Origin of the sequence: Microbispora hainanensis (assembly GCF_006874475.1) — a bacterium.
GTDB classification, from domain to species: Bacteria; Actinomycetota; Actinomycetes; order Streptosporangiales; family Streptosporangiaceae; genus Microbispora; species Microbispora hainanensis.
This window is the reverse complement of sequence record NZ_VIRM01000055.1, coordinates 1-25,103: the sequence shown is the minus strand read 5'-3', so window position 1 is coordinate 25,103 and position 25,103 is coordinate 1. Positions and strand designations below refer to the sequence as shown.

26 protein-coding genes are annotated in these 25,103 nt (G+C 70.9%); 14 read left to right on the top strand and 12 right to left on the bottom strand.

The features are described 5' to 3' along the window. Positions 1 to 124 precede the first annotated feature (124 nt). The gene (locus FLX08_RS32630; RefSeq protein WP_142624109.1) at positions 125 to 745 is read left to right on the top strand and encodes a LysE family translocator; all 621 of its coding nucleotides are present in this window, start codon (positions 125 to 127) and stop codon (positions 743 to 745) included. Here the strand turns inward: FLX08_RS32630 and FLX08_RS32625 are convergent. Both FLX08_RS32625 and dxs read right to left on the bottom strand, forming a co-directional pair. Further along, positions 711 to 2,192 carry an amino acid permease gene (locus FLX08_RS32625; RefSeq protein WP_142624108.1) on the bottom strand — a complete coding sequence of 494 codons (1,482 nt, stop codon included), beginning with the start codon at positions 2,190 to 2,192 and terminating at the stop codon, positions 711 to 713. The genes FLX08_RS32630 and FLX08_RS32625 overlap by 35 nt on opposite strands. Positions 2,193 to 2,258: 66 nt before the next feature. Continuing rightward, the gene (gene dxs / locus FLX08_RS32620; RefSeq protein WP_142624107.1) at positions 2,259 to 4,172 is read right to left on the bottom strand and encodes a 1-deoxy-D-xylulose-5-phosphate synthase; all 1,914 of its coding nucleotides are present in this window, start codon (positions 4,170 to 4,172) and stop codon (positions 2,259 to 2,261) included. A gap of 240 nt (positions 4,173 to 4,412) precedes the next feature. Between dxs and FLX08_RS32615 the strand changes: the two genes are divergently transcribed. Then, a complete protein-coding gene (locus tag FLX08_RS32615) occupies positions 4,413 to 5,204 on the top strand; it encodes a neutral zinc metallopeptidase (protein WP_142624106.1) in 792 nt (263 codons plus the stop codon). On the opposite strand, the gene FLX08_RS32610 is transcribed toward FLX08_RS32615, so the two are convergent. From FLX08_RS32610 to FLX08_RS32595, 4 genes are all read right to left on the bottom strand, one after another. After that, positions 5,201 to 6,415: an ROK family transcriptional regulator gene (locus FLX08_RS32610; RefSeq protein WP_142624105.1), complete on the bottom strand. Its 1,215-nt coding sequence runs from the start codon at positions 6,413 to 6,415 to the stop codon at positions 5,201 to 5,203. The genes FLX08_RS32615 and FLX08_RS32610 overlap by 4 nt on opposite strands. Positions 6,416 to 6,498: 83 nt before the next feature. Continuing rightward, positions 6,499 to 7,746, bottom strand: coding sequence for a sugar ABC transporter permease (locus FLX08_RS32605; RefSeq protein ID WP_142624104.1), 1,248 nt, complete (start codon positions 7,744 to 7,746; stop codon positions 6,499 to 6,501). Continuing rightward, positions 7,743 to 8,519, bottom strand: a complete 777-nt coding sequence (locus FLX08_RS32600; protein WP_030505450.1) for an ATP-binding cassette domain-containing protein — start codon at positions 8,517 to 8,519, stop codon at positions 7,743 to 7,745. The genes FLX08_RS32605 and FLX08_RS32600 overlap by 4 nt, the downstream gene beginning before the upstream one ends. 207 nt (positions 8,520 to 8,726) lie before the next feature. After that, positions 8,727 to 9,848: a sugar ABC transporter substrate-binding protein gene (locus FLX08_RS32595; protein ID WP_142624103.1), complete on the bottom strand. Its 1,122-nt coding sequence runs from the start codon at positions 9,846 to 9,848 to the stop codon at positions 8,727 to 8,729. A gap of 265 nt (positions 9,849 to 10,113) precedes the next feature. Between FLX08_RS32595 and FLX08_RS43105 the strand changes: the two genes are divergently transcribed. Then, a complete protein-coding gene (locus tag FLX08_RS43105; RefSeq protein ID WP_280117146.1) occupies positions 10,114 to 10,242 on the top strand; it encodes a hypothetical protein in 129 nt (42 codons plus the stop codon). A gap of 69 nt (positions 10,243 to 10,311) precedes the next feature. Here FLX08_RS43105 and FLX08_RS32590 read toward each other — a convergent pair whose 3' ends face one another. Next, positions 10,312 to 11,037: a sulfite exporter TauE/SafE family protein gene (locus tag FLX08_RS32590; protein WP_244313074.1), complete on the bottom strand. Its 726-nt coding sequence runs from the start codon at positions 11,035 to 11,037 to the stop codon at positions 10,312 to 10,314. 177 nt (positions 11,038 to 11,214) lie between these two features. Here FLX08_RS32590 and FLX08_RS32585 point away from each other — a divergent pair, with 177 nt between their 5' ends. Then, a complete protein-coding gene (locus tag FLX08_RS32585; protein ID WP_142624102.1) occupies positions 11,215 to 11,541 on the top strand; it encodes a type II toxin-antitoxin system TacA family antitoxin in 327 nt (108 codons plus the stop codon). After that, positions 11,531 to 11,863 (top strand): type II toxin-antitoxin system PemK/MazF family toxin, encoded by a 333-nt coding sequence (locus FLX08_RS32580; protein WP_142624101.1) that lies wholly within the window; start codon positions 11,531 to 11,533, stop codon positions 11,861 to 11,863. The genes FLX08_RS32585 and FLX08_RS32580 overlap by 11 nt, the downstream gene beginning before the upstream one ends. A 77-nt stretch (positions 11,864 to 11,940) precedes the next feature. Here FLX08_RS32580 and FLX08_RS32575 read toward each other — a convergent pair whose 3' ends face one another. Together FLX08_RS32575 and FLX08_RS32570 are read right to left on the bottom strand one after the other, a co-directional pair. Further along, positions 11,941 to 14,712 carry an aconitate hydratase gene (locus FLX08_RS32575; protein WP_142624100.1) on the bottom strand — a complete coding sequence of 924 codons (2,772 nt, stop codon included), beginning with the start codon at positions 14,710 to 14,712 and terminating at the stop codon, positions 11,941 to 11,943. A 289-nt stretch (positions 14,713 to 15,001) separates the two neighbouring features. Then, on the bottom strand, positions 15,002 to 15,724 hold the full coding sequence (locus FLX08_RS32570) for a metal-dependent hydrolase (protein ID WP_142624099.1): 723 nt from the start codon (positions 15,722 to 15,724) through the stop codon (positions 15,002 to 15,004). A 696-nt stretch (positions 15,725 to 16,420) separates the two neighbouring features. On the opposite strand from FLX08_RS32570, the gene FLX08_RS32565 reads away from it, so the two are divergent. The 8 genes from FLX08_RS32565 (at position 16,421) to FLX08_RS32540 (ending at position 22,376) form a co-directional block, all read left to right on the top strand. Beyond that, positions 16,421 to 17,098: a PadR family transcriptional regulator gene (locus FLX08_RS32565; RefSeq protein ID WP_244313073.1), complete on the top strand. Its 678-nt coding sequence runs from the start codon at positions 16,421 to 16,423 to the stop codon at positions 17,096 to 17,098. Positions 17,099 to 17,100: 2 nt separating this feature from the next. Continuing rightward, positions 17,101 to 17,772: a DUF1707 SHOCT-like domain-containing protein gene (locus tag FLX08_RS43100; RefSeq protein WP_167530655.1), complete on the top strand. Its 672-nt coding sequence runs from the start codon at positions 17,101 to 17,103 to the stop codon at positions 17,770 to 17,772. 85 nt (positions 17,773 to 17,857) lie between these two features. Next, complete coding sequence (locus FLX08_RS32555; RefSeq protein WP_208761799.1) at positions 17,858 to 18,961, top strand: HesA/MoeB/ThiF family protein; 1,104 nt, start codon at positions 17,858 to 17,860, stop codon at positions 18,959 to 18,961. A gap of 90 nt (positions 18,962 to 19,051) precedes the next feature. Next, a complete protein-coding gene (locus FLX08_RS43095) occupies positions 19,052 to 19,177 on the top strand; it encodes a hypothetical protein (protein WP_280117145.1) in 126 nt (41 codons plus the stop codon). Positions 19,178 to 19,605: 428 nt separating this feature from the next. Continuing rightward, a complete protein-coding gene (locus FLX08_RS32550; protein WP_142624096.1) occupies positions 19,606 to 20,820 on the top strand; it encodes a hypothetical protein in 1,215 nt (404 codons plus the stop codon). After that, positions 20,795 to 21,433, top strand: a complete 639-nt coding sequence (locus FLX08_RS32545; protein ID WP_142624095.1) for a DUF6879 family protein — start codon at positions 20,795 to 20,797, stop codon at positions 21,431 to 21,433. Before FLX08_RS32550 ends, FLX08_RS32545 begins: the two co-directional genes overlap by 26 nt. An 80-nt stretch (positions 21,434 to 21,513) precedes the next feature. After that, positions 21,514 to 21,642, top strand: coding sequence for a hypothetical protein (locus tag FLX08_RS43090; RefSeq protein WP_269321757.1), 129 nt, complete (start codon positions 21,514 to 21,516; stop codon positions 21,640 to 21,642). 104 nt (positions 21,643 to 21,746) lie between these two features. After that, complete coding sequence (locus FLX08_RS32540; protein WP_142624094.1) at positions 21,747 to 22,376, top strand: DUF6879 family protein; 630 nt, start codon at positions 21,747 to 21,749, stop codon at positions 22,374 to 22,376. 47 nt (positions 22,377 to 22,423) lie between these two features. Here FLX08_RS32540 and FLX08_RS32535 read toward each other — a convergent pair whose 3' ends face one another. Then, positions 22,424 to 22,867 carry a MarR family winged helix-turn-helix transcriptional regulator gene (locus tag FLX08_RS32535; protein ID WP_142624093.1) on the bottom strand — a complete coding sequence of 148 codons (444 nt, stop codon included), beginning with the start codon at positions 22,865 to 22,867 and terminating at the stop codon, positions 22,424 to 22,426. Between the two features lie 111 nt (positions 22,868 to 22,978). On the opposite strand from FLX08_RS32535, the gene FLX08_RS32530 reads away from it, so the two are divergent. After that, entirely contained in the window at positions 22,979 to 23,929 is a 951-nt protein-coding gene (locus tag FLX08_RS32530) for an alpha/beta hydrolase (protein WP_142624092.1), read from the top strand. Between the two features lie 119 nt (positions 23,930 to 24,048). On the opposite strand, the gene FLX08_RS32525 is transcribed toward FLX08_RS32530, so the two are convergent. Both FLX08_RS32525 and mug read right to left on the bottom strand, forming a co-directional pair. Next, the gene (locus tag FLX08_RS32525) at positions 24,049 to 24,459 is read right to left on the bottom strand and encodes a VOC family protein (RefSeq protein WP_142624091.1); all 411 of its coding nucleotides are present in this window, start codon (positions 24,457 to 24,459) and stop codon (positions 24,049 to 24,051) included. Continuing rightward, the gene (mug, locus tag FLX08_RS32520; protein ID WP_142624090.1) at positions 24,456 to 25,031 is read right to left on the bottom strand and encodes a G/U mismatch-specific DNA glycosylase; all 576 of its coding nucleotides are present in this window, start codon (positions 25,029 to 25,031) and stop codon (positions 24,456 to 24,458) included. The genes FLX08_RS32525 and mug overlap by 4 nt, the downstream gene beginning before the upstream one ends. Between the last annotated feature and the right edge of the window lie 72 nt (positions 25,032 to 25,103).

Here is a 25,103-nt window from a genome sequence, read left to right as displayed (position 1 = left end):
CGAACCGGGGAACGGCGGTGTGCCCGGCACGGTGTGAGGGCACGGGGTGATCCCGTCCTCCGCGCGATTTCCGGTGAGCGACCGGCGATAGCCTCTCGTGCGGACGAAACGGGAGGTTAGCGGCGTGACGGAACTGCTGATGGGGCTCAGCCTCGGCCTGGGCGCGGGGGTCACGCCCGGCGCGCTGCTGACGCTCGTCATCACGGCGAGCCTGCGCGGCGGGTTCCGCTCGGGCGTGCGCCTGGCCTGTGTGCCCTTGCTGTCCGACCTGCCCGTCGTGCTGCTCGCCGTGACGGCGGTCGGAGCGCTGCCGCAGGTGCTTCTGCGCGTCCTGGCGGTCGGAGGCGGGCTCTACGTCGTCTACCTCGGCGCCGAGACGCTGCGCGAGGCCCGTACCGCCCTGCCGCCCCGCCCCGGCGAGGACGCGCCCTCCTCGGCCCGGGAGGTCCTGCGTGGGGTGGTGGTGAACATGCTCAACCCCCACCCGTGGCTGTTCTGGATCGCGGTGGGCTCACCGATCTTCGTCTCCGCGTGGGACCACGCCCCGGCGTACGCGCTGGTCTTCGTGGGCGGGTTCTACCTGGTCCTGGTGGGCTCCAAAGTGGCGCTGGCGGGGGCCGTGGGGGCCGGCCGGCATCGGCTGACCCCGCGCGGCTACCGCCTGCTGCTGGGCGCGAGCGGCGCGCTGCTGGCCGCCGTCGGCGCCGTGCTCACCGTTCGAGGACTGCTTCCCCAGGGGTTGTAGCGGCCACCCTGCTGCGGCGCCGGCCGTACAGGAAGTAGACGACGGCGCCGACGACCATCCAGGCGAAGAACCGGATCCAGGTCTCCACGGGCAGGTTGAGCATCAGGTAGGCCGAGGCCAGCACCGACAGGATGGGCACCACCGGCACGAACGGGGTGCGGAAGGAGCGCGGCAGGTCGGGACGGGTCCTGCGGAGGATCACCACGGCCAGCGCGACGATCACGAACGCGAACAGCGTGCCGATGTTCACCAGCTCCGCGATGGCACTCAGCGGGATCAGCGCCGCGAGCAGCGCGGTGGCCGCGCCGATGACGATCGTGATCCGATACGGCGTGCGGAACTTCGGGTGGACCTTGGCGAGGGCCCGGGGCAGCAGGTTGTCGCGGCACATCGCGAACAGCACGCGGCTCTGGCCCAGCATGAGGATCATCACGACGGTGGTGAGCCCGGCGATGGCTCCGATACTGATCAGCGTCGCCATCCAGGGCTGGCCCACCGACCGGAACGCGTCGGCGAGCGGGGCCGACGCGCTGAGCTCCGAGTAGTGCTGCATGCCGACGACCACGAGCGAGACCGCCACGTAGAGGATCGTGCAGACGACCAGCGAGGCGATGATCCCGATGGGCAGGTCGCGCTGCGGGCGGCGGGTCTCCTCGGCCGCGGTCGCCACGACGTCGAAGCCGATGTAGGCGAAGAACACCAGGGCGGCGGCGGTGAAGACGCCGAAGACGCCGTACGCGACCGGCTGCACGCCGAACAGCACCTGGATGAGCGGGGCCTTCATGCCCTCCCCGGCGGCCATGTGGTGGGGCGGCGGGACGAACGGCCGGTAGTTGGCCCCCTTGATGAAGAAAAGTCCGGCGATGATCACGAGGAGCACGACGGCCAGCTTGACCGCCACCATGGCGGCGTTGAACCGGGCCGACATCTTGATCCCGGCCACCAGGACCCCGGTCAGCAGGATCACGATCACCGCCGCCGGGATGTTGAAGACGGCCTGGTCGCCGGCGATGGACGACGGCAGATAGATGCCGAAGTTCTTCAGCAGCGAGGCGAAGTAGCCCGACCAGCCCGAGGCGACCACCGCCGCCCCCAGTGCCAGCTCCAGCATCAGGTCCCAGCCGATGATCCAGGCCGGGAACTCGCCGATCGTGGCGTACGCGTAGGTGTAGGCCGAGCCCGCGACCGGGACGGTGGCGGCGAACTCGGCGTAGCACAGGGCCGCGAGCGCGCACACGATACCGGCGATCACGAAGGAGATCGCGACGGCCGGGCCGGCCGTGTTGCGCGCCGCCACGCCGGTCAGGACGAAGATGCCGGTGCCCACGATGACCCCGATGCCGAAGACGGTGAGGTCGAGAGCGCTCAGGCTGCGTCTGAGCCGATGCTCGCCGCCTTCGGCATCCTCAATCGACTGTTCGACCGGCTTCGTCCGGAAAAGGCTCATCCGCAGGCTCCTCATCACGTCGATGACCTGCAGACTTCCCGGTCACACCGGTATTACTCCTGGTTGTCAATCAGTGGGCTGCACGAGCCGCGCGGGGTGGCTCTCCATCACCTGCGACCGGCGCGCCACGGCCTCGGTGATCTGACGGGCGAGGTCCTGCCCGGTCAGGCCGATGTCGGAGAGGATCTTGGCCCGCTTGGCGTGGTCGAGGAAGCGCTGGGGGATGCCGTAGGTCCGCACCGGCACGTCCACGTCGGCGTCGCGCAGCAGGCGCGCCACGGCGTCGCCCACGCCCCCGACCCGGCCGTTGTCCTCCACCACGACGACCAGCTTGTGCGCCGCGGCGGCCGGCACCAGCGCCTCGTCGAGCGGCTTCACCCAGCGCGGGTCCACCACGGTGGCCGAGATGCCCTGCGCGTCGAGGAGGGTGGCGGCCTCCATGCAGACCTCGGCCATCGGGCCGACCGCGACCAGCAGCACGTCGGCGTCGCCGGTGCGGAGCACGTCCATCCCGCCGAGCTTGCCGACGGCCTCCACGTCCTTGGGCAGGGCGCCCTTGGAAAAGCGGACCACCGTCGGGCCGTCCTCGATCCCGACCGCCTCGGCCAGCAGCTCGCGCAGCCGCGCGCCGTCGCGGGGGGCGGCGACCGACAGCCCGGGGATCACCTGGAGGATCGACAGGTCCCACATGCCGTTGTGGCTCGCCCCGTCGTCGCCGGTGACCCCGGCCCGGTCGAGCACGACGGTGACCGGCTGCCGGTGCAGCGCCACGTCCATCAGGAGCTGGTCGAAGGCCCGGTTGAGGAACGTCGCATAGACCGCCACGACCGGGTGAAGACCGCCCATCGCGAGCCCCGCGGCACTGGTCAGGGCGTGCTGCTCGGCGATGCCCACGTCGTAGATCCGGTCCGGGTACGCCTCGGCGAACGCCGCCAGACCGGTGGGGTGGAGCATCGCCGCGGTGATCGCGACGACGTCCTTCCGCTCAGCACCGATCTTGACCATCTCGTCGCTGAACACGTTGGTCCAGCTGTGCGGTCTGGGCCGCTCCTCGCCGGTCTCGATGTCGAAGGGCTGTGGCGAGTGGAAGCAGTCCTCGTCGTGGTTCTCCGCGTGCGTGTAGCCGTTGCCCTTGCGGGTGAGCACGTGGACGATGACGGGCCCGCGGAAGCCCCTGGCGCGGCGCAGCGCGGCCTCCACCGCCGGCTCGTCGTGGCCGTCGATCGGGCCGACGTACTTCAGCCCGAGGTCCTCGAACATGACCTGCGGGGTCAGGATGTCCTTCAGGCCCTTCTTGATGCCGTGCAGCGTGTCGTAGAACGGCGCGCCGACCACGGGCACCCGGCCGAGGTTGTTCTTCACCAGTTCGAGCACGTGCTCGTAGCCCTGGCTCATCCGCAGGGACGACAGGTGGGAGGCGAGACCGCCGATGGTCGGCGAGTAGGACCGGCCGTTGTCGTTGACCACGATGATCAGCGGCAGGTCCTTGCGCCCGGCGATGTTGTTGAGCGCCTCCCAGGCCATGCCGCCGGTGAGCGCGCCGTCGCCGATCACCCCGACCACCGTATGGTCCGTGTCGCCGCGCAGTACGAGCGCCTTGGCGAGCCCGTCGGCGTACGACAGGACGGTGGAGGCGTGCGAGTTCTCGATGAAGTCGTGCTCCGACTCGGCCCGGCTGGGATATCCCGACAGGCCGCCCTCCTGGCGCAGCGTGCCGAACTGCCCGGCCCGGCCGGTCAGCAGCTTGTGCACGTACGCCTGGTGGCCGGTGTCGAACAGGATCGGGTCGCGCGGCGAGTCGAAGACCCTGTGGAGGGCGATGGTCAGCTCGACGACGCCGAGGTTGGGCCCGAGGTGACCGCCGGTCTTCGCGACGGTGGAGACCAGCAGATCGCGGATCTCCGCCGCCAGCGCGGGCAGCTCCCCGGCCTCAAGGCGCTTCACGTCGAGCGGGTCCTTGATCGTCTCCAGAATCCCCACCGTTCATCCTTCCCGCTCGCCATCGAACGGATCGAGTCTAGTTCGAGGAAGGTGCGGGGGTATCAGGGGTTGCGCCGAACCTCCACAAGACCTTCCCGGCGCAGGCATCGATCCTGCTTTACCTGCCGCCGCCTCCTGCTCTACCCTCATGATCCCCTGGAAGGGAAGTCCGCATTGCCGGATCTTCGGGCGATTCGCCACATTCCTGACTATCTCTCTGTCCGCTTGGGATGCCCACTGATGATTCGCATAAGCCTCCGCGCGGCCGCCGTCGCGGTCACGGCGGTGGTGGGAGCCCTGTCCCTCACCGGTGCGGCGGACGCCTCCGGCGCCTCTTCGCGGCCCGTGCCCACCGGGCAGGGAGCGCTGACGAGGAACCCCCTCTACGCCACGGGCGCGTTCCGGTCCTCCGCCTGCACCGAGCCGGCCCGGCGGGCCGACGACCTCGGCTCCTACCGGGCCTACCTGGACGACCTGCTCGGCTGCCTCGGCCGGGCATGGAGCGAGAAGTTCCGGCAGGCGGGGCTGCGGTTCTCCCCGCCCAGGGTGCGGTACATCACGAAGAGCGTCTACACGGGCTGCGGCCAGTTCATGGCGAGCTACCTGTCGAGCCAGTACTGCCCCGCGAACAAGACGATGTGGATCATGCTGTCCAAGGAGGAGCTGTCGGACCGCATGGGGCTCGGGCTCTTCACGGTCGTCGCCCACGAGTACGGCCACTACGCGCAGGACCGCGCCGGCATCCTGGCCGAGTTCGAGCGGCGGTCCCGCACACTGAGCGGGAAGCGGGCCCTCGACCTCAACCGCCGGATCGAGCTGCAGGCCGACTGCTTCTCCGCCGCCTTCGTCCGCAGCGTCTGGTCCTCGCTCGGCCGTGATCGGCACGACTGGGACGAGCGGCTCACGGCGGACGAAGGCGACAGGTGGCACGGCACGACGCGCAACATCCGCTACTGGCTCGCGCGCGGCTGGACGGGCGGCGGTCCCCAGGCGTGCGACACGTTCCGTGCCCCCGCCTCCAAGGTCGCCTAGCCGCCATACGGGGCGACCCGGGACAGCGCTTCGAGGGGGTCGGCGAGCACCTGCGCGAAGGCCAGCTCGGCCGCGCCCATCAGCGTCGCGTCGTCGCCCAGGGCCGAGGTGCGCAGCCGCACCTGCTCCCGCGTCGCGCGCAGGGTGCCGGTGGCGATCCGGCTGCGCACCTGGGCGGCCGAGCCCAGGTAGATCTCCCGCAGGATGCCGCCGAAGACGACCATCTCGGGGTTGAAGACGTTGACCAGGCTGGCCACGCCGAGCCCGAGCCAGTTGCCCACATGGGCGAGGGCCTCCTGGGCCATCACGTCGCCCCGGTCGGCGGCGTCGACAACGGCGCGGACCGCGTCCCTGCCGATCATCTCGCCGTAGCGGCCGGCGTGCTCCATCAGCGCCGGCTCCCCCACCTCGGCCTCCAGGCAGCCGCGCGAGCCGCAGGCGCACGGGCGGCCGTCGGGGTTGACCACCATGTGGCCCACCTCGCCGCCATACCCGCCGTACCCGCCGAGGAGCTGGCCGTTCACGATGATGCCGCCGCCGATGCCCACATCGCCGTGCAGGTAGATGAGGTCGCGGCAGCCGGCGCCGATGCCGCGGGTGTGCTCGGCGAGCGCGCCGAGGTTCGCCTCGTTGCCCACCGCCACGGGCAGCCCGAGCGCGAGCCGCTTGGTCAGCTCCTCCCCCAGCGGCACCTCGAACGCGCCGATGTTGGGCCCGATCCTGACCACGCCGTCGGAGGCGCGGACCACCCCGGAGACCGCCGCCGCCGCGCCGACGCAGATCGTGTCCTCGCGCGTCCTGCGCCGCATCTGCCGGGCGAAGCCCGCCAGCGTCCCCACGACCTGCGCCATGTCGAACTCCCCGCGCGCCCGCGCGGCCTCCCGGCGGTCGAGGATCACCCCGCCGAGGCCGATGCGCGCGGCGGCCAGCCGGTCGACTCCCACCTCGAAGGCCAGGACGTAGACGCGGGCCGTCTCCGGGCGGACGACCAGCGACGGCCGTCCGGCCCGGCCGGTGTCCTTGGGCAGCTCCTCCCTGACGAGGCCGGCCGCCGTGAGGTCCGCCGTGAGCGCCATGATGGTGCTCCGGTTCAGCCCCATCAGCGAGGTCAGCTCGGCCCGCGAGGTCGGCCCTCCGAGATGGACGTGCCGCAGCAGCGTCCCGAGGTTGTGCTTGCGGATCTCCTCCTGTGAGGGACCGGCGCGCATCATCGGGGGAGCCTCGGATTCCGTGGGGTCGGGGGGAACCTGACCAGGTCAGGGGTCGGAGATCACCTTATCGGGGCCCGATCACGTCATCTTCTGCCGGTCGCCGCCGCACGCTTCCTCGACAGGGCGTCCACGCCCGCGGCGAGCAGGAGCACCGAACCGGTCACGACGAACTTGACGCCGGCGCTGTAGCCCATGAGGCCCATGCCGTTCTCGATGACCGCGACCACCGCGCCGCCGAGCAGCGCGTCGAGCGCCCGGCCCTTGCCGCCGAAGAGGCTGGTGCCGCCGATGACGGCCGCGCCCACCGCGAACAGCAGCACGTTGCTGCCGCCGGTGTTGGGGTCGACCGAGTTGGCCCGCGACGCCGCAATGATGCCGCCGAGCGAGGCCATGAAGGAGCAGATGACGAAGGCGGAGATGCGGATGCGGTCCACGTTGATGCCGGCCCGGCGAGCGGCCTCGGCGTTGCCGCCGACCGCGTAGATGTGCCGGCCGTACGCCGTGCGCCGCAGCACGAAGGTCCAGACGATCAGCAGGATCACGATCAGCGGGACGACGATCGGCACGCCCTTGAGCGACACGAGCGCGGCGTTGCGGCTGCGCTCCAGGTTGAGGACGTACACCGCGACCCCGGAGACCACGGCGAGCGTCGCGACCCGGGCGGCGATGACCGTGATCGGGGTGGCGACCAGGCCGCGGGCCGCGCGGCGGCGCGCCTGCAGGAGCTGGATGGCGGCGTACGCGACGACGCCCACGATCAGCGCCGTCCAGCCGGCGACGGGCGGGACGTTCTTGTTGGCGATCGCGAGGATCGTCTCGTCGCGGATCGAGATGTTGGTGCCGTCCTTCACCAGCAGCAGGACGACGCCCTGGAAGGCCAGGAACGCCGCCAGCGTGACCACGAAGGACGGGATGCCGAGCTTGGCCACCAGCGACCCGAGCACCAGGCCGATGACCGCGCCGGTGACCATCGCGGCCAGGACCGCGAGATACCAGGGCCAGCCCTGCAGGGTGAGCAGCACGGCGAGCACCGCCGCGCAGACGCCGCTCGCGAAACCGGCGGACAGGTCGATCTCGCCGAGGAGGAGCACGAAGATCAGGCCCATGGCGATGACGGCGACCGCCGCGCCCTGGGTGAAGAGGTTGGCGAAGTTGACCGCCGAGAGGAAGGCCGGGCGCAGCACCGAGAAGACCACGCAGAGGATGATGAGGCCGAAGACCGCGGGAAGGGCCCCCAGCTCACCCCCCTTGATCCGCTCGAGATAGCCCTTGACGTGCACGCCGAGCGACGACTCGGCGTTCTCCTGCTTGGGGAGCGTTTCGGTTGTCATGATGCCGCTCCGTTGCCGTTCTTGAGCCCGAGCTCCCCGCTGCGCCCGGAGGTGATCAGTTCCACGATCTGCGCGTGGGTCACTTCGGACGCCTTGACCTGGGCCGCCATCCGTCCCAGGTAAAGCGCCGCGATCCGGTCGGACACGGCGAAGACGTCGTTCATGTTGTGGGAGATGAGCACCACCGCGAGACCCTTGTCGGCCAGGCGGCGGACCAGTTCGAGCACCTGGGCGGTCTGCGCGACGCCGAGGGCGGCGGTCGGCTCGTCGAGGATGACGACCTTGCTGTTCCAGAGCACGGCCTTGGCGATCGCGACGGTCTGCCGCTGGCCGCCGGACAGGCTGGAGACGTGCTGGCGCAGCGACTTGACGGTGCGGACCGACAGGCCGGCCAGGGTCTTGGCCGCCATCTCCTCCATCGTGTCCTCGTCCAGGACCAGACCGCTGCGGCGCTCGCGGCCCAGGAACATGTTCTGCACGATGTCGAGGTTGTCGCAGAGAGCGAGGTCCTGGTAGACGATCTCGACGCCCAGCGCCGCCGCGTCCCTGGGCCCGCTCACGTGGACCCGCTCGCCGTCGAAGAAGTACTCGCCCGAGTCGATCGGGTGGATGCCGCCGATGCACTTGACCAGCGTCGACTTGCCGGCGCCGTTGTCGCCGACGAGTGCTGTCACCTCACCCGGGTAGGCCGAGAAGGCGACGTCGTGAAGGACCTGCACGGGGCCGAAGCTCTTGTTGATGCCGCGCAGTTCCAGGATCGGTCCCTGGGACACGATGGGCTACTCCGTAGATCGATGGGGCCGGTACGGCGCCGTTGTCCGGGCCGCCACTCGTCGCTCCGGGCGGTGCGGGGCGCCCTGTGCCTGGTCAGAACGGTGTCCTGTCCGGACAGGGCGCCCCGCACGGTGCTCGTCGCGGCTCAGCACGTCACCCGCGTAGGGGGTCCGCGTCGCCGTACGCACCCGGTGGATGGTTGTTGCTTAGCTGATGCCGGCCTCGGTGCACTTGTCGGCGAACTCGCCGGTGCACAGCTCGTCCTTGCTCACGAAGCCGTCGGCCACGACGTCCTTGACGTTGTCGAAGAAGATGGCCTGGGGCTCCAGCAGCACGGAGGGGACGTCGCGGTTGCCCTCGGTGTCCTTGACCGTGCCGCTCGCCTGCGGCTGCTCGCCCTTGGCCAGCGAGACCGCGAGCTGGGCGGCGGCGTCGGCCTCCTTCTTGATGGCCTTGTAGACCGTCATGCACTGGTCGCCGGCGAGGATGTTCTGCAGGCCCTGCACGGTGGCGTCCTGGCCGGTGACCGGGACCTTGCCGTTCAGGTTCTGCTTCTTCAGCACCGCGATCGCGGCGTTGCCGAGGCCGTCGTTGGCGGCGAGGACACCGGCGATCTTCGGCTCCTGGGTGAGCATCTGCTCGAAGATCGTGCCGGCCTGGGTGTTGTCCCAGTCGGGAACCGACTGGTCCGGGCCCTTCTTGTACTCGCCGGAGTCGTACTTCGGCTGCAGCACGCCGTCGTAGCCCTGCTTGAACAGCGTCGCGTTGTTGTCGGTCGGCGAGCCGTTCAGCTCGGCGACGATCGGCTTGTCGGCCTTCTTGTCGGTCAGGCACTTGACCAGGCCCTCGCCCTGCAGCTTGCCGACCGCCGTGTTGTCGAACGACACGTAGTAGGAGGCGCTGCCGCCGAGCGTGAGGCGGTCGTAGTCGATCGTCGCGACGCCCTGCGACTTGGCCTTGTCCAGCACGGCCTTGCCGGTGCCGCTGTCGAGGTTGACGATCATCAGGACGGTCGCGCCGTTGGTGATCATCTGGTCGGCGATCGTCTGGAACGCGGTCTTGTCGCCCTGGGCGTTCTGGATGTCGTACTGGACACCCGCCGCCTTGAACGCCTCCTCCAGGTACTTGCGGTCGGCGGTCTCCCACCGGGCCGAGGACTTGCTGTCCGGCAGGATGACGCCGATCTTGCCCGGCTTGGCGTCGCCGGCGGCGGCCGAGGGGGCGCCGCTGGACTGCGCGGAGGTGTCACCGCTCTCGCCCCCGCAGGCGGTGAGACCGAGGGTGAGCGCCGCGGCGGCGGCGCCGATGCTGAGGATCCCCTTGCGCATGATGCGTGGGTCCTTTCTATGACTGGGGGTCTATGAGGGGGTGCGGCCGAGCCGGTGCCCCTTCCCGCCGTCTGGGCAGATCTTGTGGGTTGCAGGCACCTTGGCCACCCGGTACGGCAGGGGCCGGGTCACGGCGTTCACCGCTCCAGGGAATGTTGTTTGAGACAACGTAAGCCCAAAGCGCAGGTGGTGAAAGACACAGGACGGTAACGTTTGTTGTTCGCGGTAACAATGAAGAAACGTACGATCAACATCCGGCGACGTCGTGGCGGCGGACGACGCCGCCCTGCTCGCCCTCTGGCGCCCCGTCCTGGCGCTCCACGCGGCCGCCAGTCAGCGCACCCTGGAACTGCGCGGCGTACGGGTCGAGCGCCTGCGGGAGTCGTCCGCCTGAACGGTTTCCACTGCCGGCCGTACGGCTGGACCCGCGCCGGCACCTCTCACGCGGGCCCAGTTGTGGGGTTCAGTGGGCGAGGCTCTGCCCGAGCAGCGCGCAGGCGGAGACGGCGGCCACGGTCAGGACGGCCGCGCGGACCCGCCCGCCGTCCAGATAGCGGCGCAGCGGCCCCGAGGCCGCGAAGCCCAGCAGGACGAACGGCACCAGCGCCGCCCCACCGGCCAGGGCCCGCCCCGGAAGCCTGCCGAGGAGCGCGAGGATGATGAGCGACTGCGCGGCGCTGACGCAGAAGAACAGCGCCAGCGTGGCCCTGATCTGCGGGCCCCGGGCGCTCTGGTAGACCAGGGCGATCGGCGGCCCGCCGATCCCGGTTGCCGTGCCGGTGATCCCCGAGAGGAACCCGGCGGCCGTCAGCGTCGCGCCGTTGCGCGGCACGGACACGGCGCGGGCCGTCAGCACGACCGCGACCAGCACCATCATGCCGACCAGCACGCCGAGCGTCGCCGTGCTCACGTAGACGACCACGAGGGCGCCGATCGCGCTGCCCGGCAGCCGGCCCAGCAGGGCCCACCCCGCTCCCCGCCACTCGGCCTTGCGCCACTCCCTGGCCAGGGTGAGCAGCGGCATCGTCAGGTTGACGACCTGGACCGCCCCCGGCATGACCGACGGATCGAGCAACGTGATCAGGGGGGCGGCCACCAGGCCCAGCCCGAACCCCACCCCGCCCTGTACGACCGCCCCGATGAAGACGGCCACTCCTCCGATGAGCAGCAACACCACGTCGTGATCCATGGGCGGGACCCTAGCCGCGCCCCGATGCCGCCCGGCAACCGGTTATCCCCTCCCAGGAACTCAGACAATCACCGTCAGTAATCGAAAGTTGTTGCGAGAGTAATCAGAGCCTTCGTAGACTCCCACATGGCGACATCGCCATAGCGCTTTTTGTAGACAGGATCGTAGCCTCGCAGTATGGGGAGCGAGCAACGCCACACGACGATCCGGGTCAGCGTCGAGATCAGAGACCTGATAGCGAAACTCTCGGAGCAGGAAGGCAAGAGCATGACCGCTTTGGTCGAGGACGCCGTGAGGGAGCACAGGAAGAAGCTCCGCTGGCAGCGTGTCGCGGAGCAGATGGAGCGGACACGGCGAGAGGACCCGGAAAGCTGGGCGGAGTACGTCGCAGAGCGCGACCTGTGGCTCGGCCCTCCGTCAGACGGCATCGCCCCCGAGTGGGAAGGCCTGATCGATCCGCCCGGGGATCTCCGGAACGACCCCAAGGAGAGGGATGAGGGTTAGGCAAGGCGACATCTGGTGGGCCGACCTCGGCGCGCCGACCGGCCGCGAGCAAGGCTATGGCCGGCCCGCTGTCGTCGTCAGCAACGACATCTTCAACAGGCTCGTGCGGGACCCCGTGCTCGCCGTCCCGCTGACGACACGATTCCGGGGCTGGGACACGCACGTGGAGATAGCGCCAGAGGAAACGGGGCTGCCGAAGACGAGCTGGGCGATGGTCGAACAGATACGCGCGCTCTCACCCCAACGCTTCGGCACCCGGATCGGCATCGTCCCGCCCGACATTCTGTCGGAGCTCACCGACTGGGTCGCCGACATGCTGTAGGGCGGCGCCTCCTGGACGGGACCGGGATCCCGCCCAGGACGGCTCCGATGAGGATTCGCTCGGCTCTGCGCGAGCCCTCAGCTCTTGGCGAGCAGGGAGCGCAGGACGTACTGCATGATGCCGCCGTGGCGGTAGTAGTCCGCCTCGCCGGGCGTGTCGATGCGCACCACGGCCTGGAACTCGACGTCTCCGGCCCGCACGGTGACGGTGGCGGGGGTCGACCCGGCGTTGAGCTCCTCGACGCCCACGATGTCGAAGGTCTCCTCGCCGGTCAGGCCCAGCGACTCCGCGCTCTCGCCCTCGGGGAACTGCAGCGGCAGCACGCCCATGCCGATCAGGTTCGAGCGGTGGATGCGCTCGTACGACTCGGCGATGACGGCGCGCACGCCGAGCAGCGCGGTGCCCTTGGCCGCCCAGTCACGCGACGACCCCGAGCCGTACTCCTTGCCGGCCAGGACGACCAGCGGGATGCCGGCGGCCTGGTAGTTCTGCGACGCGTCGTAGATGAACGCCTGCTCCCCGCCCTTCGTGAAGTCGCGGGTGTAGCCGCCCTCCACGCCGTCCAGCAGCAGGTTGCGCAGCCGGATGTTGGCGAAGGTGCCGCGGATCATCACCTCGTGGTTGCCGCGGCGGGAGCCGTACGAGTTGAAGTCCCTGACCTCGACGCCGTGCTCGCGCAGGTAGCGGCCCGCCGGCGTGTCGGCCTTGATCGAGCCCGCGGGCGAGATGTGGTCGGTGGTGACCGAGTCGCCCAGCTTGGCCAGGACCCGGGCGCCCCGGATGTCCGTGACGGGCTCGGGCTTGGCCGGCATGCCGTCGAAGTACGGCGCCTTGCGGACGTACGTCGACTCCGGGTCCCACTGGAAGGTGTCGCCGGTCGGGATCGGCAGCGACTGCCAGTGCTCGTCACCCTTGAACACGTCGGCGTAGTCACGCTTGAACATGTCCTGGCTGATCGACTCCGACACCACCGCCGCGACCTCTTCGGGCGCGGGCCAGATGTCCTTGAGGAAGACCGGCTGCCCGTCGGCGCCGACGCCGAGCGGCTCGTTGTTCAGGTCGACGTCCATGGTCCCGGCCAGCGCGTACGCCACCACGAGCGGCGGCGAGGCCAGGTAGTTCATCTTGACGTCCGGGTTGATCCGGCCCTCGAAGTTGCGGTTGCCCGACAGCACGGCGGTGACCGCGAGGTCGTTCTCCTGGATCGCGGCCGAGATCTCCGGCTCCAGCGGGCCGGAGTTGCCGATGCAGGTGGTGCAGCCGTAGCCGACGAGGTTGAAGCCCAGCTTGTCGAGGTAGGGCTGGAGACCCGACCGCTCGAAGTAGCCGGTGACGACCTGGCTGCCCGGGGCGAGCGAGGTCTTCACCCACGGCTTGCGCGACAGGCCCTTGTCCACCGCGTTCTTCGCCAGCAGGGCCGCGCCGAGCATGACGTACGGGTTGGAGGTGTTCGTGCAGGACGTGATTGCGGCGATCGTGACGACGCCGTGGTCGATCTCGAAGGACGTGCCGTCCGACAGCGTCACCGGCGTGGGCCGGTGCGGGCGTTCACCGTTGCGCCGCACGGGGTGCGGCGCGTCGCCCGCCCCGCCGTGGTCGATCGCCGGAGGGTCCGAGGCCGGGAACGACTCGGCCGACGCCTCGTCGGCCGGACCCTCGATGCCGTCGCTGACGTAGGTGCGGACCGCCGCGCGCCAGGACGACTTGGCGTCGGCCAGCGGGATGCGGTCCTGCGGGCGCTTGGGCCCGGCGATCGACGGGACGACGGTCGACAGGTCGAGCTCGATGTACTCGCTGAAGACGGGCTCGGGCGCCGAGGGGTCGAGCCACAGGCCCTGCTCCTTGGCGTACGCCTCGACCAGCGCGACCTGCTCCGGGGAGCGGCCGGTGAGCTTGAGGTAGTCGATCGTCTGGCCGTCGATCGGGAAGATGGCGCAGGTGGAGCCGAACTCGGGGCTCATGTTGCCGATCGTGGCGCGGTTGGCCAGCGGCACGCTGGAGACGCCCTCGCCGTAGAACTCCACGAACTTGCCGACGACGCCGTGCTTGCGCAGCATCTCGGTGATCGTGAGCACGAGGTCGGTCGCGGTGGCGCCGGCCGGCAGCTTGCCGGTCAGCTTGAAGCCGACCACCCGCGGGATCAGCATCGAGATCGGCTGGCCGAGCATCGCGGCCTCGGCCTCGATGCCGCCGACGCCCCAGCCGAGGACGCCGATGCCGTTCTCCATCGTGGTGTGGGAGTCGGTGCCCACGCAGGTGTCCGGGTACGCCTTGCCGTCGCGGGTCATGACCACGCGCGCCAGGTGCTCGATGTTGACCTGGTGGACGATGCCGGTGCCCGGCGGGACGACCTTGAACTCGTCGAACGCCGTCTGGCCCCAGCGCAGGAACTGGTAGCGCTCGCGGTTGCGCTCGTACTCCCGCTCCACGTTGCGCTGGAAGGAGTCGGGGTGGCCGAAGAAGTCCACGATGACCGAGTGGTCGATGACCATCTCGGCCGGGGCGAGCGGGTTGATCTTCGCCGGGTCGCCGCCCAGGTCGCGTACGGCCTCGCGCATCGTGGCGAGGTCGACGACGCAGGGCACGCCGGTGAAGTCCTGCATGATCACGCGCGCGGGAGTGAACTGGATCTCGACGCTCGGCTGGGCGTTCGGGTCCCAGCCCGCGATGGCGCGGATGTGGTCGGCGGTGATGTTCGCGCCGTCCTCGGTGCGGAGCAGGTTCTCCAGCAGGATCTTGAGGCTGTACGGGAGGCGCGCCGACCCCTCGACGGCGTCCAGCCGGTAGATCTCGTATGACGCGTCACCGACGCGCAGCGTGTCACGGCTGCCGAAGCTGTTCGCGGACACGAAGTTCGCCTCCCCAGGGTTCCGGGATAGTCACAGGTTTCGTGTGCATCCTCCCGCACGCACGGGACACTCCTGACAATTAGGTTGCCCTAACCTGTGCGGCGTCGGCGGATGTCTCGACATCAAGATATCCCTCAAGATATCTCGACATCAAGTTACTAATGGGTAGGCCGACGGCCATCATTGCTGACGTCGGCAAGCATGCGGATTTTTCGGTTTCAGGAAGTTCCTACGTACGCGCCGGCCGTGGAGCGTCCGGGCATCGCCGGCGGCCGCGGGGCGTCACCGCTCAGGCGGGCATCAACCGCAGGCAGAACAGCGCGATCACCACGATCGACAGGGCCGGGCCGAGGAACTGCTTCTCGAACGCCTTGCCGGTCTTGATCCCGATGTCCCAGGGCAGGAGCCAGCGCCCCTTGATCGGCCATAAGACGGGACAGCCGCGCTCGGTCAGGCAGTCGCCGATCACGTGCACCAGGCAGCCGACGCCGATGGCTAAGCCCAGCCAGGAGTAGGTGACGCCGAGCGACAGGAAGGTGACGAACAGCGCCGCGGTGAGGCCGATGTTCACGATCGCGGAGGTGAGCGTCTTGCCGGGCACGCCGATGCCCACGGCGCGGATCGCCAGGCCGATCATCAGGACGACCAGGATGTCGCGGCCGACGGCGTAGCGGTCGCCGAGCAGGTGGGCCCCCACTCCGACCAGCACGCTGAACAGCAGCGAGTGGGTGGCGTGCCGGTGCCCGCCGCTCACGAAGTTCACGCCCTTGCTGAGCAGCCAGGTCACCGGTCCGAACGTCTGGGCGATGGTGGCACTGGGGTGGTCGAGATCGGGCAGCATGGCCGCGCCCGCGCACACCACGGCGCCCGCGACGAGCTCGGGCGGGCTCAGGACCGGCCCCGTCAGCGTCGCCAGCTCGGGATGCCCGAGCAGGTCCGGCAGTGCCACCAGGCCCGGCGCGACCGCCAGCCACACCGCGGCCCCGCTGAGGGCGTGCGAGTGCCCCATCATGACAAGATCACGCCTTGAGACTCTACGGCAAAGCACCGACAAATTCCGCGAAGCACCCACCCCTCCGGATGCGTGTCGCCGCGGCAGAGCCCCGGCCGCCGTCACGAGGAGCAGCACCGCGGGCAGTGCCGCACTGTAGGTCATGTCACGAGACGTGTTCCGTGCCGCCGTTCTCGGCCGCGCGCTCGATCGCCACCCAATCCGTCCAGTGCATGGAGACGCCCGGCCTGGGCTGCGTGATGGTCGGCGTGCCCGCGGAGCCCACGAGCTCAGGCGGCGGCGGGCCGCACCCGCGAGGAGCTTCGCGAGGTCGCCGGCCTGCCCTGCGCACGCTCCTGCCGGACTGACCCGGCCTCCGGAGCGCCACCCGCGCCGGCCGGCGAGGCGTCAGCCGGGAAATGACAAAGACGGGATCGTCCCGCTCCAAGAGCACCCCCCAGCCCTCTCAGAGCAGAACGATCCCGTCTTCGTGAGAGATAACGCTACGGTCTCGGGGCCTGTTCCCCCTACTCGAAAAACTTCCTCGTGAGCTATGTCACTCTTACCCGGGGATTGTTGGAAGAAGCATCGCGATATATCGTTGAGCCATCGAGAACAGATCGTGAACCAGTCGAATCGGGAACCAAAGGGGGCTTTGCAATGAGTTCGACACACACGGTCGGGGGGCCGTGGGCTCGCACAGGGTTCGAGCACCGGTTGAGACACGAGATGCGCCGCGCCATGCGCGAGGCGTTCATGAAGGGGGCGGCCATGTGGCAGCAGGAACATCACGAGGGCGGCGGTCCTCACGAGCACCGGCACAGGGGCGGCATGCGGGGGCGCGGCCCGTGGGGCGGTTTCGGACCGGGCCCGTTCGGGCCGCCGTGGGCGGGCGGCAACTTCCCGTTCGGCCCGCGGGGCTTCGGGCGGACCAGGAAGGCCAAGCGCGGTGACGTGCGGGCGGCGATCCTCGCCCTGCTCGCCGAGGAGCCGCGCAACGGCTACCAGATCATCCAGGAGATCGCCGAGCGCAGCCAGGGCGGGTGGAAGCCCAGCCCGGGCGCGGTCTACCCGGCGCTGCAGCAGCTCACCGACGAGGGCCTGGTGCGCGCCGAGGAGACCGACGGGCGCAAGACGTTCCAGCTCACCGAGGCCGGCCGCGCCTACGTCGAGGAGCACGGAGACGAGGTCCGGGCGCCCTGGGAGGAGATGACCCCGGACATCGGCGACAACGTCCACGAGCTGTTCGACCTGTCCAGGCAGGCGGCGTCGGCGCTGGTCCAGATCGCCCACTCGGGCACCGAGGGGCAGGTCAGGCAGGCGCGGCAGGTCCTGACGGAGACCAGGCGACGGCTCTACCAGATCCTCGCCGACGGCGACCCTGTGGAGGAATGACGATGGTCTCCCCCGACGAGCCCGCCGCCGCGGGCGGCGCACCCGCCGGCCACGACGGCGCCACGCCGAGGGCGGGGTCGGCGGGCCGCACCCCGCCGAGCCGTCCGGCGCACGGCGGGCTGCGGATCGGCGACCGGGAGCGCGACGAGGTGACGCGGCTGCTGCACGACGCGTTCGCGCAGGGCCGCATCACCCGCGAGGAGCTCGACGAGCGCCTCGACGCGACGCTCTCGGCGCGCACCGCCGAGGACCTCCGGCGGGTGACCGCCGACCTGCCCGGCGCGTGGCCGGGCGACGCCCGGACCGAGGGCGCGCCAGGCGGCGGCCCGCGGACCGGGAGCCCGTGGCACCCGGGCTTCCCGTCCGCCGGGCTGCCCGGTTTCCCCGGTCTTCCGGGCTCCCCCATGGGCGCCCGCCCCGGCCCGTACGGTCCGTACGATCGCCTCCGGCCCGGCGGCCCGCACTGGGGACGTGGCATGGCCCCGCGGTGGCACGGCCGCCGCCGGCATCCGGCCATGTTCCTCATCCCGGTGGCCGCGATCGTCCTCCTGGTGGCAGGTCCGATGTGGCCGCCGTTCCTGGTGCTCAAGCTCGTGTTCGTCGCCCTTGTGGTGCGCGCGGTGCTGGGCATGCCCCACCACCGGCGCCGTCAAGGGCCCTACACCCGGCACTGACTCCGGGTCTTGCTAATCGGAGCTCCAGGTGATGACTTCTCGGTAGGACCGCACGCAACGCTCTGCCGAGGAGGAACCGGGAGACGTGCTGTTGCCACGGGTCAAGCGGAGGCACGAGCCGCACCGCTTCGAGGACGGAACGGTACGCATCGGCGGCGAGATCTACGGGCTGGCCGGCGAGATCAGCGATCCGACAGGGGGCGCGTGGGCCGCGCTCACCCTGATGGACGGCACCCGGTCTCCCGGCGACGTCGCGGAGGCCGTGTGCCGGCGGCTGCCCGGCGTCTCCGCGCCCCAGGCGGCGCGGATCGTCGCCGCTCTCATCGCCTCGGGGCACGTGGAGGACGCCGCCGCTCCGCCGCCGCGCGAGCTGACCGAACGGGAGCGCACGCGGTATGACAGGAGCCAGGCGTTCTTCCAGCAGGTCGACCTGGCACCGGGACGGCAGGGGTGGGACGCGCAGGTGCGGCTGCGCGCCGCCCGGGTCGTGGTGCTCGGCCTCGGCGGCACGGGAAGCCACGCCGCGTGGGCCCTCGCCGCGTCCGGTGCCGGCCGCCTGCACTGCGTCGACGCCGACGTGGTGGAGTTGTCGAACCTGAACCGGCAGGTCCTCTACACCGAGGACGACCTCGGCCGGGCCAAGGCGGACGCGGCCGTCGCCAGATTGCGCCGGCTGAACTCCGACATCGAGGTCACCGGCGAGCGGCGGGCGATCGGCAGTGAGGCCGACCTGCTGTCCGTGCTGGCGGGCGCCGACGTCCTCGCGCTGTGCGCTGACGAGCCGAGGGAGCCGGGCATCCGGATCTGGGCCAACCGTGTCTGCGCGCGGGCCGGCGTGCCCTGGGTCGGCGGAGGCTACAACGGCCCGCTCGTGACCGTGGGCACCTTCGCCCCCGGGCGCGGCGCCTGCTACGAGTGCCTGGCGGCGGGCGAGGCGCACCGCCGCAGGCCGGGCCTTCCGGTGGACCTCGGCGGACCGGGCGTGGTCGCCGCCTCGGCCGGCCTTTCGGGGCACCTGGTCGCCCACTCGGTGATCTCGCTGATCACCGGAGTGCCCGAGCCCACCACCGGAACGGTCGTCGGGCTGAACCTCATCGCACCCGACCAGCACGTGTGGGTCCGGCATCCGCCCCGCCCCGACTGCCCGGTCTGTGGAATTCAGCGGACATCGGCCGAGTCACAAAAATAGGACTTGACCGATCATGTGCATCATCCGAACATTTAGATGTTTTCTCGCGCGAGGTCCGCACCAGACAAATCCACAAACAGAAGGTGCTCGATGACCCCTCAAGAGCAAAACCAGACCCAGCCGGAGGAAGAGGTCGAGCCGGTCGCGGCCGATATCGCGATCCGCAGACTGGACAAGATCGAAACGACGGCCTTCAGCCAGGGGAACTCGACCTGAGGCCGCCCAGCGGTGCCTGACACATGCCGCCCGTCACGAGCGGGTTTCCCGGTGGACGCATCGCAAGGCGGAGGAGGCCGCAGCGGAGCCATGGGCGTCTTTCCCGGGTCCCGCGGAAAGCCCGGGCCCGCGCGGCATTTCCGTGAACGCATTTTCGGGCCCTGGGGCGGTTTCGGGCCGTGTGGTGATTTAGGGCCCCGGGGCGGTTTCGGGCCGTGTGGTGATTTCGGGATCTGCGGTGATTCCAGGCACGCACGGAATCATCACGGGCGGGACGCCGATTTCGGTCCTCCCGGAAAATCCGTTTCCGCGAGGAGTTCACCAGGGGTGACCCGCAGTGCGGTGCCGTACGCAGCGGGGTGTGACTCGTCAGGCAGGACCGGGGTGGGCCGTGCGCCCGCCCCGGTGCCCCCCGTGGGCCGCTCGTCATGACACCGACCCGGGTCATCCTGCACGACCTCGGCGTACGCCGGGATCGCGAGGAGTGGATCGTCGGGCGAGTGGAGACCGGCGACGTCATCGCCGTGCCCGCGCAGGGCATGCGGGTCATCCGCCTGTTCCAGGAGGGGGCCACGGTCCCCGAGGTGGAGCGCCGGCTCGGCGCGGAGACCGGGATCCGCATGAACGTGGGCGGCTTCGTCGACGGCCTGGTCCGCGCGGGACTGGTGGCGGCGGTGGACGGCCGTCCCGTTCCCGCGCCCGCTCCCCCGCCGCCCACCTTTCCGCGGCTGCTGCCCCGCCACGTGCGGTGGACGCTCGATCCGGTGCTGCACGCCGCCCTGGCGGCGGTGATCCTCGCCGGTGCGGCGGTGGCGCTGCTGCGGCCGGGCGTCATGCCCGGCTGGCGCGACCTGCTCTGGAGCGACCGCGGAACGCTGGTCCTGCTCGCGCAGACGGCGGCCGGCTGGCTGCTGATCCTCCTGCACGAACTGGCCCATCTGTGCACGGCTCGCGCCGCCGGCGTGCCGGGTCGCATCAGGTTCGGCACCCGTCTGCAGTTCCTCACGGCGCAGACCGAGGTGTCGGGCATCTGGCTGGCGGAGCGCCGGGTCCGGCTGACGGTCTACCTTGCCGGCATGGCGGTGGACGCCGCCGTGTGCGCGGTCTGCCTCCTGCTGACCGTGGCGGCGGGTCCGCGCCCGGCCCTGTCCGTCGTCGCCCTGACGGCGCTGGTCATGCTGTCGGCCCAGTTCCTGGTGTTCATGCGCACCGATCTCTACTTCGTCCTGCAGGACGTGACGGGCTGCCGGAACCTGTACGGCGACTCCGTCGCGTACTCCGCGCACGTATGCCGCCGGGCCCTGCTGCGCCGGTCGGCCGACCCGCTCGCCCGGCTGCCGCGGGCCGAGGGCCGGTGGGTCCGGGCGTACACCGCGCTGCTCGTCGCCGGGACCGCGCTGTGCCTCTGGCTCGCCGCCGTGGTGACGATTCCCGCGACCCTGGGCCTGCTCGCCGGTGCCGTACGCGCGCTGCTCGACCCGCCCGGCTGGGTCGCCGCGGCGGACGGCGTGGTCACGGTGCTGGTCGTCACCGGATTCCACGTCCTCTGGGCCACGACGTGGTGGCGCAGGCACGGCCCGAAGGCGCGCCGTGCCGCCGGATTGCTGAGGAGGAACCGTGATCCCGAGCGATGTGTTCGATGAGGTCAGGGCCGCCGACGGCGAGTTCCTGGGGTTGGAGGCCTACCAGGCCGAGTTCGAGGAGGTCTATCGCGACGCGTCGGAGGTGGTGTGGAAGCTGGAGCGCGCCCAGCACTTCCACGAGCCGGCCCTGCCGAGCTGGCGGGCCGCCGACGCGGGCGACTGGACACGGGCCGTCGAGCTCATCGAGCGGATGCGGGCCCCGCTGACCGCGATGTACCGCGAGCGGGCCCCGTTCCGGCGGCTGCGCGTCGTCGAGCTGCCCCTGACTCCCTACCTGCAGTGGGAGGCGCAGATCTTCGCCGTACGGGTGGCGGCGGGCGAGGAGATCAGAGTGCTCGGAGCGGCGGCGGTCGCACCGCTGGAGACCCGGGCACCGCTGCCCGAACTGGTGGTCTTCGGCCCTGGCCTGCTGTACGAGGTCCGCTACGACGACATCGGCGCCGCTGTCGGGGCCCGCCGGATCACCGACACCGCGGTCGTCGCCCCCTGTCTGTCCGCTCTGGCCTCTTTGTACGGCGAGGGCGAGGACCTGATGCCGTTCTTCGAACGCGAGGTGGCCCCGCTGCCGCCCCCGCTCGATCTGTCGGAGAAGTCCGCAGAGATTGGGCCTTGACCCTGGATCGGCAGCGGCCAACGATCGACGTGTCGCCCTCGGGGGAGAGTCTGCGGCCACGCCGACGAGCGGAGGGTGAGATGAAGCCGGCCGAGCCAGAACCCGAGGTGGTGCAGGAAACCGAAGGAACGGCGAGGACGAGGCAGATCACGATCAGGCTGCTGGACGCGACCGAGACGGCCGTGTGCAGCAACTCGACGGGGAACTGACTGACCAGACGTCCACGGAAGACCCAAGCGCGCCAGTTTCCATATCCGGGCCGGAGCCTGGCGCGCTCCGACCAGCGATTCGGCTTCTGGCCGAAGGAGACTTCATGCCCGGAGAAGCGTTCGAGCACGTCAGACAGGCCGCGGGAGAGGTGCTTCCCGTCGCGGAGTACCGGACCGAGCTCTACGACCACCTGCGCCGGATGGAGGGCGTCGTATGGAAGCTGGAACGCGCCCAGCACTTCCACGAGCCCGACACCCCGAGCTGGGTCGCCATGATGAGCGGAGACTGGGACCGGTCGCTCGCGCTGATGAACGAGATGCGCTTCGCCGACGACCTGCCGCCCCGGGCGGAGCTGCGCCGGCTGCGGATCGTCGAGATGCCGCCGACGCCCTACCTGCAGTGGGAGATCGTGCTGCTCGCGGCGCGCACGCGGGCGGGCGAGCGGGCGCGGGCGCTGCACGCCCGGTCCGTACGCCACCTGGAGACCCGCGCTCCGCTGCCCGAGCTGCTGATCCTCACCAGGGACCTGATGTACGAGATCCTCTACGACAAGATCGGCGCCCATGTGGGCGGGCGGCGGATCACCGACACCCGGGTCGTCGAGGGCTGCGCTCGGGCCGTCGCCGAGCTGTACGCCGACGCCGAGGACATGGTGGCCTTCCACGACCGCGAGGTGGCGCGGCTGCCGCCCCCGGGCACGGGACGGATCCTGTCCCGCCCCGGCCACCCGTGAGACGCGCCCGGCCAAGCCGGCCGGGCAGGTGACGGCGGGGGCAGGGCTCAGGTCCCGTCCCGCCCGTGCTCCTCCAGCGCCGCGCGCAGCGTCGCGAGCGTCGCGGCGGTCCTGGCGAGCTCGGCGGCCGGGACCGCGGCGGTGCGGGCGGCCAGCTCGTCCCGCAGGGTCGGGCGGGCCACGGCCAGGAGCCGGGAGCCCTCCGGCGTGAGGCTGAGGACGGAGGACCGCCGGTCGTCCGGATGCGCCGTGCGGACGCACAGGCCCGCGCTTTCGAGCCGGTCCACGGCCTTGCTCACGGCTCCGACGGTGATCCCCACCTCGCGCACGATATCGAGCACCCGGCAGCCGGGACGGCCGTCGATGATGTCCAGGAACTCGAACTGTCCCAGGCCGATGCCGTGCTCGGCGCGCAGCCGGTCGCTCGCCGTGTTGTACAGCCGGGTCTCGACGCGGACGAGATCGGTGAACAGGCGAGTGACGTCCGTCATATTCTCGGCCGCAGAAGATTCCGGGGAATCATCTTCCCGGGAATCGGGTTTCCGGCCACACGTGCATTCCACGGAATGCATCCTTTCACTACCGACTCCCCGGAGGTTCTGATGACCCGCCAGCAGCGCGAGGCCGTCGACGCCCTGCACCGCAACGCCCCCGTCCACCCGAACCCGACCCTGGAGGAGCAGCGCGCCGGATTCGCCCTCGCCCTCTCCCGGCCCGTGCCCGGCGACGTCACCGTGCAGGAGACGGTGCTCGGCGGCCGTCCCGCGCTCGACCTGACCCCGGCCACCGGCGCCGCACGCGGGCGGCTGCTCCACTTCCACGGCGGCGGCTACGTCCTGGGGTCGCCCGGCACGCACGCCGGGTTCACCGCCCAGTTGGTGCGCCGTACGGGGTTGCGGGCGACGTCCGTCGACTATCGGCTGGCCCCCGAGCATCCGTTCCCCGCCGCGGTGGAGGACGGCCTGGCCGCCTATCGGGCACTGCTCGACGAGGGGGTGCGACCGGAGGAACTGGTGCTCGCCGGTGACTCGGCGGGCGGCGGGCTGGTCGTCGCCACCCTGGTCGCGGCCCGCGACGCCGGCCTGCCGCAGCCCGCGGGCGCCGTCGTCTTCTCCCCCTGGACCGACCTGACCCTCAGCGGGGAGAGCATGCACACGAAGAAGGACGCCGACCCGATCTTCGTCCCGGAGGCGCTCCAGGCGTTCGCCACCCCCTACCTGGCCGGTCAGGACCCCACCCAGCCGCTGGCCAGCCCCGTCTTCGCCGACCTCCGGGGCCTGCCCCCGCTGCTGGTGCAGGCCGGCTCGAACGAGCTCCTGCTGGACGACTCCGTCCGGCTCGCCGGGCGCGCGGCCGCCGACGAGGTGGAGGTCACGCTGCGGGTCTGGCCGCAGGTGCCGCACGTCTTCCAGAACCACTTCGGCCACCTCGACGAGGCCGACGCGGCGCTCGACGAGGCCGCCGGCTTCCTGTCCGCCAGGGTGCGGGCCGGGCACGAGGCAGAGGTGGAGCGGCCTCTGGGCGGAGAGGAGCCGGGAGCGGGCCGTCCCTGACCGCGGCGGCCGATCCCGTCAGGCCGGCGGCGGGCGCAGGCGGGCCATCTCGGCCGCGATGGCCTCCAGCCTCCAGCGGGCGTTCGGTCCGCCGAACGGTCCGCCGAACGGGCCGGCGGTCACACCTCGTGGGCCGTGAGCGGGGACCTGTCCCCGACGAGCCACAGGTGACCGAACGGGTCAAGGAAGCCGCCCTGGCGGTGAACGCCCCAGGGCATCTCGTGGTCGCGAATCCGATCGACGCTGCCGTCCGCTCCGGCGGCCACGGCGCGCGCGATGAAGGCGTCCGGATCGTCGACGAATACCTCCACCCGCACGGTCCTCGTGCCCGCCTCGGCGGGGGTGGCCCAGCCGTTCTTCTCCGGCTCGCCGAGGAAGAAGGGCGCTCCACCGACCGTCAGCCCGACGACCCCGCCGAGGTCCCACAGCGTGGTGGCGCCGAGCGCCTGTGCGTACCAGCGTGCTGCCGCGCTCGCGTCGGGCACGGCAAGCATCAGTGAGAGGACGGGGCGATCCGCTGCCGCTGTCATGGACGGCCTCCTTCGGGACGATCGGCCGGCGAATCCGGCGTGGCGCGCCTCAGCCGTACGTACTCGGCAGTGAGCCTATCGAGATCAAAATGGGCGTTCAGCCCACTGGGGTTGGGCAGCACCCACAGTGCCGTCCCGCCGACCGTCTCCTCCTGCGGGCCGATCCGGGCGGCGGGGCGCGCGAAGGCGACCCGGTAGGCCGACACCCCCGCTATCGCCAGGACGCGGGGGCGGACCTCCGCGACCAGCCGCGCGAGCCGCGCGCCGCCCTCGCGCAGCTCGTCCGGGGTCAGCTCGTCGGCCCGCGCGGTCGCCCTGGCCACGATGTTGGTGATGCCGAGCCCGTACGACGGGAGCAGGTGCTGCTCGGACGGCGCGAGCCTGCGTGGCACGAGACCGGACAGGTGCAGCACGGGCCAGAACCGGTTGCCCGGCCGCGCGAAGTGGTGACCGGTCGCGGCCGAGTAGAGGCTGGGGTTGATCCCGCAGAACAGCACGTCGAGCTCGGGGCCGAGCACGTCGTCGATCGTCGCGTTCCGCGCCGCCTCCAGGTCGGCCTTGGTGGGGGCCATGCCGCGATGGTAGTGCCCCTGCCACCGTGCTGGTGCTGTGACCGGCAACGTTCACCGGGTTAACCGCTGGAT